Origin of the sequence: Candidatus Levibacter sp. Uisw_134_01 (assembly GCF_047717795.1) — a bacterium.
Lineage (GTDB): Bacteria > Pseudomonadota > Alphaproteobacteria > Puniceispirillales > Marisalimonadaceae > Marisalimonas.
The window spans coordinates 954,700-968,896 of record NZ_CP159808.1 but is presented as its reverse complement, the minus strand read 5'-3'; the positions used below and the strand labels follow the sequence as shown (position 1 = coordinate 968,896).

The following is a 14,197-nucleotide window of genomic DNA, read 5'->3' as shown; positions in this document are numbered from 1 at the left end:
TAATATGGAAACTTTCTTTGTAACATTCTTATTACTTCTCGTAATAATAGCAATCATGTCACTTGGTGTTATGCTAATGGGAAAAAATATTAAAGGAAGCTGTGGAGGATTGAACGCAATTTCAGGTTCTGATAAGTGCTCTATTTGTAACAAAGATATTGACCCTAATAATCCTTTAGTTAATCAACTTAAGTGCAAAAATTTACAAACATAACTTAAGATGAAATTAATTTTTCATTGGCACTAAAACTATAATAAAAAAAGATATTGAAGATAACAAGCCAAAAACCCAAGACTTAAACAACCAAGAATTATATACAACAGTATTTTTCATTTTCCAGTTTTCTCTAAACGCTTTTCCAAAAAAAATCATTAAAACAAGCAAAAACACACCCTCAAGGGAAGTGTATGAAATGTTAGAAAGCAACTTAAAAACCTCAAATTGTATATTCTATAGCTATTTTTGTTTATATTCAAACAAATATATTCCAACAAAAATTAAAGCAAGTGATATTAAATGATAAATTTTAAATACCTCACCTAAAAATACAACTGCTAACAAAGAACTAAATACTGGAACAAGATTGGTATATAAACCTGATCTAGCAGGACCTATTTTTTCTACACCTTTCATAAAGAAAATTTGGGCTAAAAATGAAGGAAAAATTATAATTACAGCTAAAATTATAATTCCTTTGTTACTAGGAGGAATAATATTACCAGATAAGGTTTCGTATAAAAGCCCTGGGATAGACCCTAAAAAAGCTACATAAGAAAAAAAAGTTAGTAATGTTAATGCCCCTATTTTTGGCTTTTTCCTCAACCCAACTGCGTATACTGCATATAATGTACATGCTAAAATCATAATAACATCACCCTTATTTAGCATAAAACTTAGTAAGCTTTTAAAATCTCCTGCGCTTACAACTAATAAGACTGCAATAAAAGTGATTAGAACTCCGCAGAGATGTATTAATTTTATTTCTTCTTTCAGCCATATTCTTGCAATAATTATTATAAAGGCTGGCATTGTACCTTGAACAATACCTAAGTTAATGGCAATGGTGTCATGGGCCGCAATATAATACGATGAATTAAAACCAGTAAAACCAAATAAACCCATTATTATTAACCATTTAAGTCTTTTTCTTAAAGTAATCCATGAATTTATTAATTCTTTTCTGCAAATAACAGTCAAAATGAGAGAAACAAAAAACCATCGAACACTTACAATTAACAAAGGTGAAACTTCACCAACAGCAGCTCTTCCTGCTATTGTATTAAAAGCCCAAAATAATGAAGTAAAGGTTAATAAAAAATGCGCATTATAAAAAATTTTCATTGAAAAAGTGTAGCCATAATGATTATTATAAATATTGTGTTGGATACATTAAACTGGTATCAAACTAAAGTAATCTTTTTTTTAATATTAAATCCACCTACCTAGGAGTAAAAATGTCAGAAACACAATACCTTGCTGCAAAAACAATTGATGAAGCTGTAACTGCACACTCAAAAGCTAATGGCTCTGCTAGATTTCTGGCTGGAGGAACAGATTTGTTAGTTCAGATAAAAAGCGGCATTAAAAAACCTAAATTGGTTATTGATATAAAAAAAATTGTTGAACTTAATACTATTAAAGAAGTTAGTGACAATGAATTTGTAGTTGGCGCTTCTGTATCAGGTGCTAATTTAAATCGAAATAATAAATTCACTAAACTTTGGCCTGGCGTGATTGAGGCTTTTAGACTGATTGGCTCTGAACAAATTCAAGGAAGAGCTTCATTAGGCGGAAATCTCTGCAACGGATCACCTGCTGGTGACAGCGTTCCTGCTCTAATTGCTGCAGGTTGTATAGCCATAATAGCTGGACCAGATGGAAAAAAAGAAATACCTATTGAAAACTTCCATAAAGGGCCTGGTAAAACTGTACTAGAAAATGGTGAAATGCTTGTAAGCCTTAAATTTCCTAAACGTGAAATAAATTCCTCTGATGCTTACTTGAGGATGACGCCAAGAACTGAAATGGACATAGCGGTTGTTGGTTGTGGAGTAAATATTACATTGGAAAATAATGTTTGTACAGCTGCGAGAGTTTCACTTGGAGCAGTTGCCCCAACTCCACTTCTCATCAAAGACGCATCAGACATAATGATAGGAACAGATCTAAACTCAGATATACTTGATAAAGTTGCTAATCTTTGTATTAAAGCTTGCAATCCTATTAACGACAAAAGAGGTACCATAGATTACCGCACTAAAGTTGCAGGTGTTTTACTAAAAAGATCAGTGTTAATTGCTATAGATAGAATTAAAGGAAATTAAAAAATGTCTAAAATTCAAGTTTCTACAAATATAAATAATGAGTCAGTTGAGTATTTATGTGAACCACATGATACAATGTTAAATGTTCTACGAAACCAATTAGATCTAACAGGTTCTAAAGAAAGTTGTGGCTCCGGTGACTGTGGGTCGTGCAGTATAATCTTAGATGGAGAGCTTGTATGCTCATGCTTAATGCTTGCCGCGGAAGCCGAAGGCAGTAAATTAGAAACAATTGAAGGAATGTCTGAAGGTGGAAAACTTCATGCTCTACAGCAAAAGTTTTTAGAAAAAGCTGCTCTTCAATGCGGAATATGTACTCCAGGTTTTTTAATGGCTTCTAAGGCATTACTTGACCACAATCCAACACCTACTGAGACAGAAGTTAGATTTTGGTTGGCCGGCAACTTATGTAGATGCACAGGTTATGATAAAATTGTAAAAGCTGTACTTGAAGTAGCCGATGATATGAAGGAGAGCGCATAATGAACGAAATTAATAATAAGTGGATTGGTAAAAACACAGTAAGACCAGATGGTGCAGAAAAAGTCACAGGACGTGCTCAATATTCATCTGACACTACTATGCCTGGAATGATATGGGGACATGTATTAAGAAGCCCTCACCCTCATGCAAAAATAATATCTATTAATACAAAAAAGGCTGAAGCTCTAGCAGGAGTCAAGTCAGTTATTACTTCTAAAGATATAGTAGACTTTCCATTAGACACACCCGTAATCCTTGGTATCCAAGATATGCGCTGGATGTGTAGAAATGTCATGGCAAGAGACAAAGTATTATTTCATGGTCACCCTCTAGCGGCTGTTGCAGCAACAACTGAAGCAATAGCTGAAAAAGCATGTGATTTGATTGAAGTCGAGTATGAAATTTTGCCTTGGGCCATAGATATTGAAGATGCCATCAAGGATGATGCTCCTATTCTTCATGATCACATCCAGTTTAATGGGAAACCATCAAATATCGCCGGAACTTTGGAACATAAAAAAGGTGACATAGAAGAAGGGTTTGCAAAAGCAGACGTAATTATTGAAAAAGATTTTAAAACAGAAGCTGTTCATCAAGGTTACCTTGAGACACATTCATGTCTTGTAAGCGTTGCAGCTGATGGAAGAGCTACTATTTGGAGTTCAAGCCAAGGACAATTTATGGTTAGAGCTATGACGTCATTCTTAACAGGTATTCCGCAAAGTAATATTAGAGCTATTCCTGCTGAAATTGGAGGAGGATTTGGTGGTAAAACAATAGTATATCTGGAACCACTTGCAACGGTACTATCTCAAAAAACCGGTCGCCCTGTAAAGATTGTAATGAACAGAGAAGATACTATGAGAGCATCTGGGCCTACTTCGGGGTCAAAAAGCACAATTAAAATCGGCGCTACAAATGATGGAAAAATAGTAGCTGCTCAGGGTATTTATTATTTACAAGCCGGTGCTTTTCCTGGCTCTCCTATAAGAGGCGCTGCTGGTTGCTCTTTAGCTCCATACGACATTCCAAATGCCCATACATTTGGCTATGATGTTGTTTCAAATAGAAGTAAAGTAGCGGCTTACAGGGCTCCTGGAGCCCCTATTGGCGCTTATGGTGTTGAGTGTGTGCTAGATGAGATAGCAGAAGCATTAAAAATGTGCCCTCTTGAATTAAGAAAAATTAACGCTGCAAAAGAAGGCACAAAAGCTGTTCATGGACCTGTATTTCCTAAAATGGGTTATATAGAGACATTGGATGCTGCTATTAATCATCCACACTATAAAGCACCCCTTGGAAAGCATCAGGGTAGAGGTGTTGCGAGTGGTTTTTGGTTTAATGCAGGCGGTGAGTCAAGTGCACAACTTAATATAACTGAAGATGGAAATGTTGTTGTTACTACTGGTCATCCAGATATTGGTGGATCAAGAGCTTCAATTGCTAATATTACAGCAGAACTACTTGGCATACATCATGACAGAGTTTCAGTTCTTATTGGAGACACCGCTACCATTGGATACAGCAATTTAACAGGAGGCAGTAGAGTTTTATTTGCTTCTGCTATGGTAGTTACCGAATCTGCTCAGATAGTAATTAATCAATTAAAACAAAGAGCAGCTAAAATTTGGGGTATTGACGAAGATGCTATTGAATGGGAAAATGGTGAAGCTCGTCCTGCAGGTGATAACGCAGGTAAATTTGCTCCTCTAACATTAGCAGAAATAGCTGACAAAGCAACTGCAACTGGAGGTCCCATAGGAGCTGGCTACCAAGTTAATACTGAGGGCGCTGAGGGTGGCTTTGCTACACATATTTGTGATGTAGAAGTGGATATGGATTTAGGTATAGTTAGAGTTAAAAGATACACATCAATTCAAGATGTAGGCAAAGCCATTCATCCTGACTATGTTGAAGGTCAACTTCAAGGTGGTTGCGCTCAAGGAATTGGTTGGGCTTTAAGTGAAGAGTATATTTATAATAAAGACGGACATTTAGATAATACAGGTTTTCTAGATTACAGAATGCCAGTGTGCTCTGATTTACCAATGTTAGATACCGTTATTATTGAAGTGCCTAACCCTAAACATCCTCAAGGTGTTCGTGGTGTTGGTGAAGTGCCATTAGTACCTCCCTTAGCCGCTATATCTAATGCTGTTTATCAAGCTATAGGTAAAAGGTCTTATAGCTTACCTATGTCACCGCCAAAAGTATTGAAAATTATTGAAGGAAATTAAAGTGATTTATAATTTTATTATCTAATTTAATGTTAAAAGATAATAAAATTATAATTTTAGCTTATATATCAGCTCTCCTTGGAGTTTGTGGTCACGCTAGCTCTGAATTTTTTGTAAAACTATCTGGTATTTCTGGGGTTGAGGTATCTGTATGGAGATTTGGTTTAGGTGGACTTGCGCTTTTATTTTTATGTATATTTATACCCAATTCAAGGAACTTGATAGAACCTCTCAGAAAAAGTCCCTTCCCTATTATTTTACTTTCAATTTTTGGTATGGCATTTGGCCAATTTTTATTCCATTGGGCATTAGACTTTGCAACTGTTGTTCAAGTAGCAACAATGGTTACAATAATGCCAATTGGCGTTGTTTTTGTGGCTAGAATTGTTGAAAAAACCAGAATAACAACTCCAAAAATTATAAGTGGTATTGGAGCTTTTTTAGGATGTGTTTTTTTATTAACCGATGGATATTTAGAGCAATTAAGCGGTAATAAAAACAACTTAATTGGAATATATTTATCAATAGGATGTGCACTAATTGGTTCAATCTATCTTGTATTAGTTAAACCTTATGTCAATGAATATGGTCCTGTAAGAATGACAACATATACATTTGTTCTTGGCTTTTTTGCACTTTATCCTTCAATTGGATTGATTTGGGGTATTTGGGTTAACCCACTAGATTTGTTTGACAGATCAAGCCTTGAATACTTGTCAATTATAACTCTTGGTGTTTGGAATACTTGTATAGCTTTCATATTATGGTTATGGGGACTTTCTAAGATACCTGATGTAACTCGAGGTAATTATCTTTTTTTCTTAAAGCCAGTAATTGCATTATGCTTAGCTTTTTTTATATTAGATGACAAGATAACTATTAATCAGTTAATCGCTATCTTTGTAATTACTAGCTTTGTTATTGTAGAAATTTTTTACACTCCAATTTCTAGAATAATAAAAATACATGTCAAATGAAGTAAAAAATAAGGATTTAATGAATTGATTAATATTGGGCTTATTGGACTTGGGTCAATGGGATATAATTTAGCAAAAAACATTACCTCAAAAGGTTTTAAAATTTATGCTTATGAAAAAAATTTAAACATAATTGAGAAAATCAAACATGATAGAATTCAAAACTTATCTTTAGTTAAATCTTTGAAGCAACTTACATATGAAGTACCTAGTCCCAGAATAATTATGCTAAGTTTACCAGCTGATAAAATTGATGAATGCATAGATCAAATAATTGAATTCATGAAACCGGAAGATATTTTAGCTGATCTAGGTAACTCACTATATTTAAAGTCTATTGAAAGACATAATAGATTACTTGATAAAAATATAAGTTTTTTAGGAATTGGTGTTTCAGGGGGGCCTAGAGGAGCCAGAAATGGGCCTGCTATTATGGCAGGAGGAACAGAAAATGCGTGGATAAAAACTAGTCATATTTTTAATGCAATTTCAGCCAAAAATGGTGAGGAAAATGCGTGCTGTTATTTTGGGTCTGCAGGTTCTGGTCATTTTGTTAAATTAATACATAATGGTATTGAGTATGCATTAATGGAAGCTCTATCTGAAATAAGCTTTATTCTAAATAAAGGTTTTAATATAAGTTATGATGAGCAGACAAAAAAACTTAACGAAGTTTTAAAAACATCAAGCTCATCCTTTCTTTTAGAAATAACCTCTAAAGTGCTAAATGCAAAGAACGAAGATAATAAATATTTTATAGATGATGTAGATAATCATATTGGACAAAATGGAACTGGTGTTTGGACAATTAATGCAGCTTTAGAACTAGGCGTAAGTGTTCCATCTATATACGCAGCCTTATCTGCAAGGTCCAGCTCTCAATTTTTTAATTATGCTACAGAAAATAATTTATCAGATGAAGACCTTAAACATAGTTCAAAAGTAAATGATGTTAAATTAGATGAAATTATTTTCTTTAATTTTGCTTGCTCACTATTCCAAGGATTAGAAATTATAAAAGCATCTAATAAATTTGATTTTTTTAATTTTGATTTACAAGATGTATTTAAGGCTTGGAGTGCAGGTTGCATTTTACAAGGCGAATACCTTAAACTTATCTCACATCAATTTAATATTAATAAAAATTTAGATTATAAATTTTTATATAAATTAATTAATCAAAAATGCCCCAACATAGATCACATTAGAGATTTTTGTTCTTTAGCAATTAAAAAAGGAATACCGTCGCCTGTATTATCCTCTAACTTAGCATATTATGACTTAGTTTTTTCTAATCACAAAATCGGCGAAACAATTCAATTACAAAGAAGTTATTTTGGTCTACATCCTTTAAAGCACAAGAATAGTAGTGAAATTGTTAAACCATATTGGACTGAATTATGAAAAGAAAATATTTTACTTTTTTGATAATGGGTGTTGCTGGTTCAGGAAAGACTACAGTTGCAGAAAAATTATCAAAAAAATTAGATGCTTATTTTATTGAGGCTGACAATTTTCATAGTAAAGAAAATATCGCTAAAATGAGTACTGGCAAACCCTTAAACGACGCAGACCGGCATGACTGGCTTAAAAAAATTAAAGAAGAAATTTCTAAAAGAAAAAATTTACAGAATCTTGTTGTAGCATGCTCAGCTTTAAAAGAAAAATACAGGCTGATGCTGGGAGTCAAAAATTATCATTTAATTTATTTAAAAATTGATAAAGATACAGCTAAATTTAGAATTAATAATAGAAAAGATCATTTTATGCCAGACAGCCTTATTGATAGTCAGTTTTCAATTTTAGAAGAACCAGAAAACTCTATTATTTTTAAAAAGAATTTAAACCCAGATCAAATAGTAAATCAAATAATTAAAAAACAAGAATTTTTTTATTGAATTTAAATATGATAAATAAAAATTATATTAATTACAGTGATTTACCTGAAAATATTGAATTCAAGGATGAATTCAAAGATATTTTTCATAAAATGGAATACTCTAAAGAAAATATGTTTATTACTGGTAAAGCTGGTTCTGGTAAAACCACTCTTTTGGAATATTTTAGAATTAACTCTTCAAAAAATTTTGTAATTTTAGCTTCAACTGGTATTTCTGCAATTAAAGCTAAAGGTAAAACCATCCATTCATTCTTCTTATTTCCACCAAGAATATTGATAAATGAAAAGATACAAAAATTAAGAGGAAAAGTAATTAATAATGTTGAAACAATACTTATAGATGAATGCTCAATGATCAGGTCTGATGTTCTTGACGGCATAGATCAATCCTTAAGATTTAATAGAAATAATGAACAGCCATTTGGTGGAGTTCAAATCATTCTATTGGGAGATATTCATCAACTGCCTCCAGTAGTAAGAGAAAATGAGCAAGAAATTTTTGATAATTTTTACCCTTTTGGCCATTACTTTTTTCATTCTAATTGTTACCAAATCAGTAATATTAAAAAATATGAGTTAAAAAAGGTTTTTAGACAAAAAGATATACAGTTTTTAGATGTTTTAAATAAGATACGAATAGGTAATGTAAATGAACATGATCTTTCAATACTTAATAATAGAGTAATTAACAATAATTCTAATATTCCTTTAGAAACAATTATTTTATCTCCAACTAATAGAAAAGTTGATGGAATTAACAGACATAATCTTGAAAACATTAATCAAAAAACTTTTTCTTACTCGTCATCTGAAACAGGAGACTTCAAAGAGAAACCCGCAGACGTGACGCTCCAATTAAAAGTTGGCGCTCAAGTCATGTTAATTAAAAATGATACTAAATCACCTAAAAGATGGGTAAATGGTTCCATTGGAGTGGTAACTGAATTAAGCAAAGATAATATCCACTTAAAAATTAAAAATAAAACACATAAAATAATTCAAGATACCTGGGAAAAATTTAATTATCTTATTAAAGACGATAAGGTTGTTCACGAGGTAACAGCCACTTTTACACAGTATCCTATTAAGTTAGCTTGGGCTGTAACTATACATAAAAGTCAAGGGCAAACATTTGAAAACGTAATTCTAGATTTAGATACTGGTTCATTTGCTCATGGCCAGACTTATGTTGCACTGAGCAGAGTAGTTTCTTTAGAAGGGTTATTTTTAACTAGAGAAATAAGAATGTCTGATATAATTTTTAATAAAAATGTACAAGATTATCTTGCTTAATTATTAAAGTTTTTAATACGTTCTCTCCAAGCAATTAACATACCTGATACAGCTATAAAACTTATGCCAATTATATTTAGGTATGTTGGCCAAATATCAAATAATAATTTACCCCAAATTGCAGCAAATATTAAATATGAGTAATCAATTGGTGCTAACCAGCTGCTTTCTGCTGTTTGATATGCTTTTGCTAATAAAATATTGCCTATTACATTTAAAAAAGAGCAGGAAATAGAAAAAAATAAAATAATTAAAGTTAATTTTGGCCAACCAATAAAAACAAAAGGCGCCTGCACTCTTAAGAATTCGCTATGATATAAAAACTCAAAAATAATTATTCCCAAACATGCTGATATAAAAAACATAACACCAACAGCTAAAGTAAGTGATATAACTGTCTCTTTTCTACAATACTTTCTAATTAAAACAATATTACAAGCGAAAAAAAAGCCCGCCATAATTGGGAGTAATTGTAAAATTATAAAATGTTCAGACCACGGTTCTAATATTAAAAATGCTCCCAAACACCCTAAAATTAAAGCAGAAATTCTCCAGAATTTAATTGTTTCCTTTAAAACTATTACAGCTAAAATAGATACAAATATAGGGTAAGTATAAAGTCCTGCAGCCATTTGCGCCAAACTTAAGCTAGGCGATGCAGAAAAAAAACAGAACATACAAGAAGTCATCATAAATGCTCTAAAATAAACAGGTTTCCAATTTATAGGAAATAATGAGTGCAACCCAATTGTAAGTTTTGCAATCAATAAGAGTAAAACAATGTTACTAATGGATCTTATAAATTGAAACTGCCAAAAACTTGTGTCAGTAGCCATATATTTAATTAGACCATCTTGAAGAGACAATATTATAACCCCAAAAACAATCATGCAAAGAGCTGCAATTGGATTGTCATCTACCTGGGATGTTAAAAAATCAAATTTCAATTTATTTAACCATTAAAAAAAAGATTTTTTATATAATTTGTCCAATTGCTCTGCATAGTTAGCAGAAACTATACGTCTTTTAATTTTTAATGTTGGTGTCAATTCATTATTCTCAATGTTAAAACTTTTATCAGTTAATAAAAATTTTCTTATTTTTTTACTTTGAGATAATTGTTTATTTACCTTATTAACTATAGCTTGAAATATTGAATAATCTTTAACTATGTTTTTAGAAACGTCATTAATTAAATTCTCATTTGGAACTATAATAGCTGTCAAAAATGGTCTATTATGTCCATAAACCATAACTTGCTCAATTTCATCGTAGGCTAACAATAAGTTTTCAATAGGAACTGGTGCTATATTATCTCCTCCTGAACTCACAATCATTTCATTAATTCTGCCAGTGATTTTAATATAATTATCTTTATCTAATTCTCCTAAATCACCAGTGTGTAGCCAACCATTAACAATTACTTTATTAGTACTCTTTTGGTCTTTCCAATAACCTTTCATCACTGAATTACCTTTCACAAGTATTTCTTTTTGCTCTGAAATTTTAACTTCAAGACCTTTAATAACAGGCCCAACAGTATCTATTTTTATTGAATTCATAGGGTTACATGAAATTAAAGGAGAACATTCAGTTTGACCATAACCTTGAAGAATATTAATCCCTAAGGATTGAAAAAACAAACCTACTTGATTGTTAAGAGCAGCCCCTCCTGAAATGAAAGCCTGTAATTGACCTCCAAATTTTTTCTTGATTTTTTTTCTAATTATTAAATCTAATAAATTATTAGTTATTTTTTCAAAAAAAGTAAGTTTAGAGCATTGAAAGTCTTTAGTGCCTAATTCTATAGTTTTAAAAAATAGCTTTTGGGCTAATTTATTTTGGGTTAACAATTGATTGTTAATCTTTTTAAAAAGAACCTCATACAACCTTGGAACAGCTATCATTAATGTTGGCCTTACAGACTGCAAATCATTAACAATTTTATCTCTGTTATCATTAAAGTAAATTTCTGCACCTATATAAACAGGTAATAAAAAACCGGCCGTATGCTCATAAGCATGCGATAGAGGAATAATTGACAAAAAACGATGTTCTTTAATATCAATATCTTTCACCAATTCATACGCACCTAATAAATTTGAAATAGTTGATTTATTAGTCAACATTACAGCTTTTGGGTTACTGCTTGTACCAGAGGTATATATTAAAGAAACGACATCATCTTGATTAATCTTATTCACAAAAGTTTCTAAGAATTTATCATGTAAATTGCTTTTATTACCCATTTCAAGTAATTGATTGTAATTGTAGAGTTGAGAATTTTTTTTCAAATCATCTTTTGAGTTATCATCTATATTAATAACATACTTAATTTTTTTCAATTTTGGTAAAATTTTTAAAATAACTGGAAGCAACGTTGAATTAACAAATACAAATGATGAATCTGAATGTGATAAAAGATAAAATATTTCTTCTTCATTACTTGTTATGTAACCAGGAACAGTTATTGCACCTAAAGACATAATAGATAAATCAACAATGCACCATTTATAACTATTTTCAGCTATTAATGTAATTTTATCACTTTTCTTAACCCCAATTTCATGAAGTCCCAAAGCTATGTTTTGAACGAAATCACTACTTTTGTTCCAAGATATTGACTTCCAACTCTTACCATCTTTGAAACCGAAGAGTGTTTTATTTTGATAAATTGAAGTATTTTTAAAAAACAAAGACGGTAATGTATTCATAGGACAACCATAATAATTGTAATGTTTTATTAATCATATTTAATATAGAAAAAGCAATATTTATGTATTAAAACATTTAATTTTATGAATAATATCAGAATTAAATTGATAAGCATAATCAGAAAGGTGATTGAATTATTTTTAGAATAGTTTTTTTTTTAATAATTTCTTTTTTCATTATTACAATGTCATTAAATTTAATATTTAAAGAGAAAATAAGCATGAAAAGCAATTTTAACAAAGATTCTTTAGGCATTGATCTTGATAAATATCTAAAAAATAATGAAAAAAATATTCCTAACATAAAACAAGGCGTTGAAAAAAGAATAATTTGGTCTGGAAAAAAAAATAAAAAAACACCAATTTCTATTATTTATATTCATGGTTTCTCAGCCAGCTCAGAAGAAGCCAGACCTTTACCAGATATGTTGGCTAATGAACTGAAATCAAACATCTTTTACACAAGGTTAACAGGTCATGGAAGGGATAAAGATGCGATGGGCAAGTCTTCTATTAAAGAATGGGTAAAAGATTTGCATGAAGCAATCGAGATTGGAACCAGAATTGGTAATCAAATTATCATCATGTCTACATCAACTGGTGGCACACTAAGTTCTATTGCAGCCATTGAACCTACATTATCAAAAAACATATTAGGCTTTATTTTTGTTTCACCTAACTTTGGAATAAATCATAAATTAGCAAGTTTAATTACATGGCCGTTATCTGAATATTGGTTAAGCTTAATAATTGGTAAAACTACTAAATCAAAAGCAAGAAATGATTTAAACGCAAAGTATTGGACATTAGCCTACCCTACTGATGCTTTAATCCCTATGGCAAAGTTAGTAAAAAAAATAAAAAAACAAGATTTTACTAAAGTAAAAATTCCAGCTTTATTTTATTTTTCATTAGATGATAAAGTAGTTAAAGCGGATGAAACACTTAAATTTATTCAAAAATGGGGTGGTAAAAGTTATACTCATAACGTAACTATGTCAGACGTAGATGATAAATACTCTCATGTAGTAATTGGTGATATAATATCTCCAAATCAAACAGAGTACGCATTTAAAATTATGATTAATTGGATTAATAATATTAAAAAATAAATATTTATAATTATAAAGTAACTTTAATATAAGTTTTACACTTTAAATATTAACTTTAGAGCATAATAATTATTCGTATCAATTAAGTGCTGCAATATAAGTTAAATCAGCAATAAAAAGCTCACCTTTAAGATTAAGTCCTTTTGTGAGTGGATGCTCACCAATTTGTTGTGATGCATAAAAAGTTTCGATTTGACCCGGTTTAAATGCACCAACTTCAAGTAAAATACCAGAAGCAACAATGAATTGACCTCTATCAAGCTTAGCTAGCTCTCTAAATCTTCTATCCTCATATGGAATAGTAGCTCTCCACTCTTTAGAGCCTTTTTTAAGCCAACTGCTTTTTGTATCTATTTGCCCCGAACCAACAAAACTTTTACATGGAAGGCTTAACACTACAGCAGCTGAACCATCTTCAATTTGGTCAATTTTAACAACTTTGAAAATCCAATTATTAACCTTGCCACCAGGCAATAAACCATCGAGGTTCTCTTGTCTTTCTTTATGGACCATGTTGATTTTTTTCTTATTGCTAATTCAAATTGGTCTAAAGATTTATGCTTAATTCCAGAAAACTTTTCTAAAGTTTCAATCTCATTATTATTTGCAAAAGATAATAGTTCTTTAAAGCTGCTGCGCTGAGGATTAATTGTTTTCAGCTCATGCTCTTTTTCTTTTTTTTCCTGCAAAAGATCATCAATTTTTGATAAAATATCTTTTATAAACTTTAAAAATTTTCTTACATCGGCTTTTCTAATTTTAAAAAATATTAAAACACCTAACATAATTGGGGTAACAGTTAAAAGAACTGAAATAATTATTTCACTTAATGCAATTATAAATGATGAAAATATAATTAAGAAAAGTAAAATGAGACAAATTAAAACTAAAATTTTTTTCTTAAAATTAGATTTAGTCTGATTAAAAAATTTATTTATCTCTTTGAAAAACAAATAATCACCTAGTTAAAATGTAAAAAATTGATGTTAACTTCTTAGATCATTTAATCAAGTATAATGTATTACAGGTTAACGTACGACAAAGAATCTCGTAGGGAGTTAATCATAAGGACTGTAAAAATTAAATTTATGTATAAAAATCAAAAAGATAAATAGTTATTAGTGACAAAAATTCTCGCAACCATTTGTCACTAAAA

At 30.8% G+C, this 14,197-nt stretch carries 14 protein-coding genes; 9 read left to right on the top strand and 5 right to left on the bottom strand.

The window, feature by feature from the left end; all coding sequences use genetic code 11:
- Positions 1-4: 4 nt before the first annotated feature.
- Entirely contained in the window at positions 5-214 is a 210-nt protein-coding gene (gene nqrM / locus ABXT66_RS05100; protein WP_443644581.1) for a (Na+)-NQR maturation NqrM, read from the top strand.
- Positions 215-226: 12 nt separating this feature from the next.
- On the opposite strand, the gene ABXT66_RS05095 is transcribed toward nqrM, so the two are convergent.
- Both ABXT66_RS05095 and ABXT66_RS05090 read right to left on the bottom strand, forming a co-directional pair.
- Positions 227-427 (bottom strand): hypothetical protein, encoded by a 201-nt coding sequence (locus tag ABXT66_RS05095; RefSeq protein ID WP_443644580.1) that lies wholly within the window; start codon positions 425-427, stop codon positions 227-229.
- 30 nt (positions 428-457) lie between these two features.
- Positions 458-1,342, bottom strand: a complete 885-nt coding sequence (locus tag ABXT66_RS05090; RefSeq protein ID WP_443644579.1) for a DMT family transporter — start codon at positions 1,340-1,342, stop codon at positions 458-460.
- Between the two features lie 113 nt (positions 1,343-1,455).
- Between ABXT66_RS05090 and ABXT66_RS05085 the strand changes: the two genes are divergently transcribed.
- The 7 genes from ABXT66_RS05085 to ABXT66_RS05055 are packed head-to-tail and all read left to right on the top strand — an operon-like array spanning position 1,456 to position 9,215.
- The gene (locus ABXT66_RS05085; protein WP_443644578.1) at positions 1,456-2,325 is read left to right on the top strand and encodes an FAD binding domain-containing protein; all 870 of its coding nucleotides are present in this window, start codon (positions 1,456-1,458) and stop codon (positions 2,323-2,325) included.
- Between the two features lie 3 nt (positions 2,326-2,328).
- Positions 2,329-2,808 (top strand): (2Fe-2S)-binding protein, encoded by a 480-nt coding sequence (locus ABXT66_RS05080; RefSeq protein ID WP_443644577.1) that lies wholly within the window; start codon positions 2,329-2,331, stop codon positions 2,806-2,808.
- Positions 2,808-5,045: a xanthine dehydrogenase family protein molybdopterin-binding subunit gene (locus ABXT66_RS05075; protein ID WP_443644576.1), complete on the top strand. Its 2,238-nt coding sequence runs from the start codon at positions 2,808-2,810 to the stop codon at positions 5,043-5,045. The genes ABXT66_RS05080 and ABXT66_RS05075 overlap by 1 nt, the downstream gene beginning before the upstream one ends.
- Before the next feature lie 29 nt (positions 5,046-5,074).
- Positions 5,075-6,022: a DMT family transporter gene (locus ABXT66_RS05070; RefSeq protein ID WP_443644575.1), complete on the top strand. Its 948-nt coding sequence runs from the start codon at positions 5,075-5,077 to the stop codon at positions 6,020-6,022.
- A gap of 24 nt (positions 6,023-6,046) precedes the next feature.
- Entirely contained in the window at positions 6,047-7,426 is a 1,380-nt protein-coding gene (locus ABXT66_RS05065) for an NAD(P)-binding domain-containing protein (protein WP_443644574.1), read from the top strand.
- Entirely contained in the window at positions 7,423-7,920 is a 498-nt protein-coding gene (locus ABXT66_RS05060; RefSeq protein WP_443644573.1) for a gluconokinase, read from the top strand. The genes ABXT66_RS05065 and ABXT66_RS05060 overlap by 4 nt, the downstream gene beginning before the upstream one ends.
- An 8-nt stretch (positions 7,921-7,928) precedes the next feature.
- A complete protein-coding gene (locus ABXT66_RS05055; RefSeq protein ID WP_443644572.1) occupies positions 7,929-9,215 on the top strand; it encodes an ATP-dependent DNA helicase in 1,287 nt (428 codons plus the stop codon).
- Here ABXT66_RS05055 and ABXT66_RS05050 read toward each other — a convergent pair.
- Positions 9,212-10,162: a DMT family transporter gene (locus ABXT66_RS05050; protein WP_443644571.1), complete on the bottom strand. Its 951-nt coding sequence runs from the start codon at positions 10,160-10,162 to the stop codon at positions 9,212-9,214. The genes ABXT66_RS05055 and ABXT66_RS05050 overlap by 4 nt on opposite strands.
- Before the next feature lie 12 nt (positions 10,163-10,174).
- Positions 10,175-11,929: an AMP-dependent synthetase/ligase gene (locus ABXT66_RS05045; protein WP_443644570.1), complete on the bottom strand. Its 1,755-nt coding sequence runs from the start codon at positions 11,927-11,929 to the stop codon at positions 10,175-10,177.
- Positions 11,930-12,150: 221 nt separating this feature from the next.
- Here ABXT66_RS05045 and ABXT66_RS05040 point away from each other — a divergent pair, with 221 nt between their 5' ends.
- Positions 12,151-13,041: an alpha/beta hydrolase gene (locus ABXT66_RS05040; protein WP_443644569.1), complete on the top strand. Its 891-nt coding sequence runs from the start codon at positions 12,151-12,153 to the stop codon at positions 13,039-13,041.
- 78 nt (positions 13,042-13,119) lie between these two features.
- Here ABXT66_RS05040 and ABXT66_RS05035 read toward each other — a convergent pair whose 3' ends face one another.
- A complete protein-coding gene (locus ABXT66_RS05035; RefSeq protein WP_443644568.1) occupies positions 13,120-13,554 on the bottom strand; it encodes a hypothetical protein in 435 nt (144 codons plus the stop codon).
- Positions 13,555-14,197 lie beyond the last annotated feature (643 nt).

Excerpts from the sequence above, each read along its gene's own strand:
- ABXT66_RS05080 (WP_443644577.1), top strand. The coding sequence starts at position 2,329 with ATGTCTAAAATTCAAGTTTCTACAAATATAAATAATGAGTCAGTTGAG.
- ABXT66_RS05085 (WP_443644578.1), top strand. The coding sequence starts at position 1,456 with ATGTCAGAAACACAATACCTTGCTGCAAAAACAATTGATGAAGCTGTA.
- ABXT66_RS05070 (WP_443644575.1), top strand. The coding sequence starts at position 5,075 with ATGTTAAAAGATAATAAAATTATAATTTTAGCTTATATATCAGCTCTC.
- ABXT66_RS05090 (WP_443644579.1), bottom strand. The coding sequence starts at position 1,342 with ATGAAAATTTTTTATAATGCGCATTTTTTATTAACCTTTACTTCATTA.
- ABXT66_RS05040 (WP_443644569.1), top strand. The coding sequence starts at position 12,151 with ATGAAAAGCAATTTTAACAAAGATTCTTTAGGCATTGATCTTGATAAA.
- ABXT66_RS05035 (WP_443644568.1), bottom strand. The coding sequence starts at position 13,554 with ATGGTCCATAAAGAAAGACAAGAGAACCTCGATGGTTTATTGCCTGGT.
- ABXT66_RS05055 (WP_443644572.1), top strand. The coding sequence starts at position 7,929 with ATGATAAATAAAAATTATATTAATTACAGTGATTTACCTGAAAATATT.
- ABXT66_RS05045 (WP_443644570.1), bottom strand. The coding sequence starts at position 11,929 with ATGAATACATTACCGTCTTTGTTTTTTAAAAATACTTCAATTTATCAA.
- nqrM (WP_443644581.1), top strand. The coding sequence starts at position 5 with ATGGAAACTTTCTTTGTAACATTCTTATTACTTCTCGTAATAATAGCA.
- ABXT66_RS05075 (WP_443644576.1), top strand. The coding sequence starts at position 2,808 with ATGAACGAAATTAATAATAAGTGGATTGGTAAAAACACAGTAAGACCA.
- ABXT66_RS05060 (WP_443644573.1), top strand. The coding sequence starts at position 7,423 with ATGAAAAGAAAATATTTTACTTTTTTGATAATGGGTGTTGCTGGTTCA.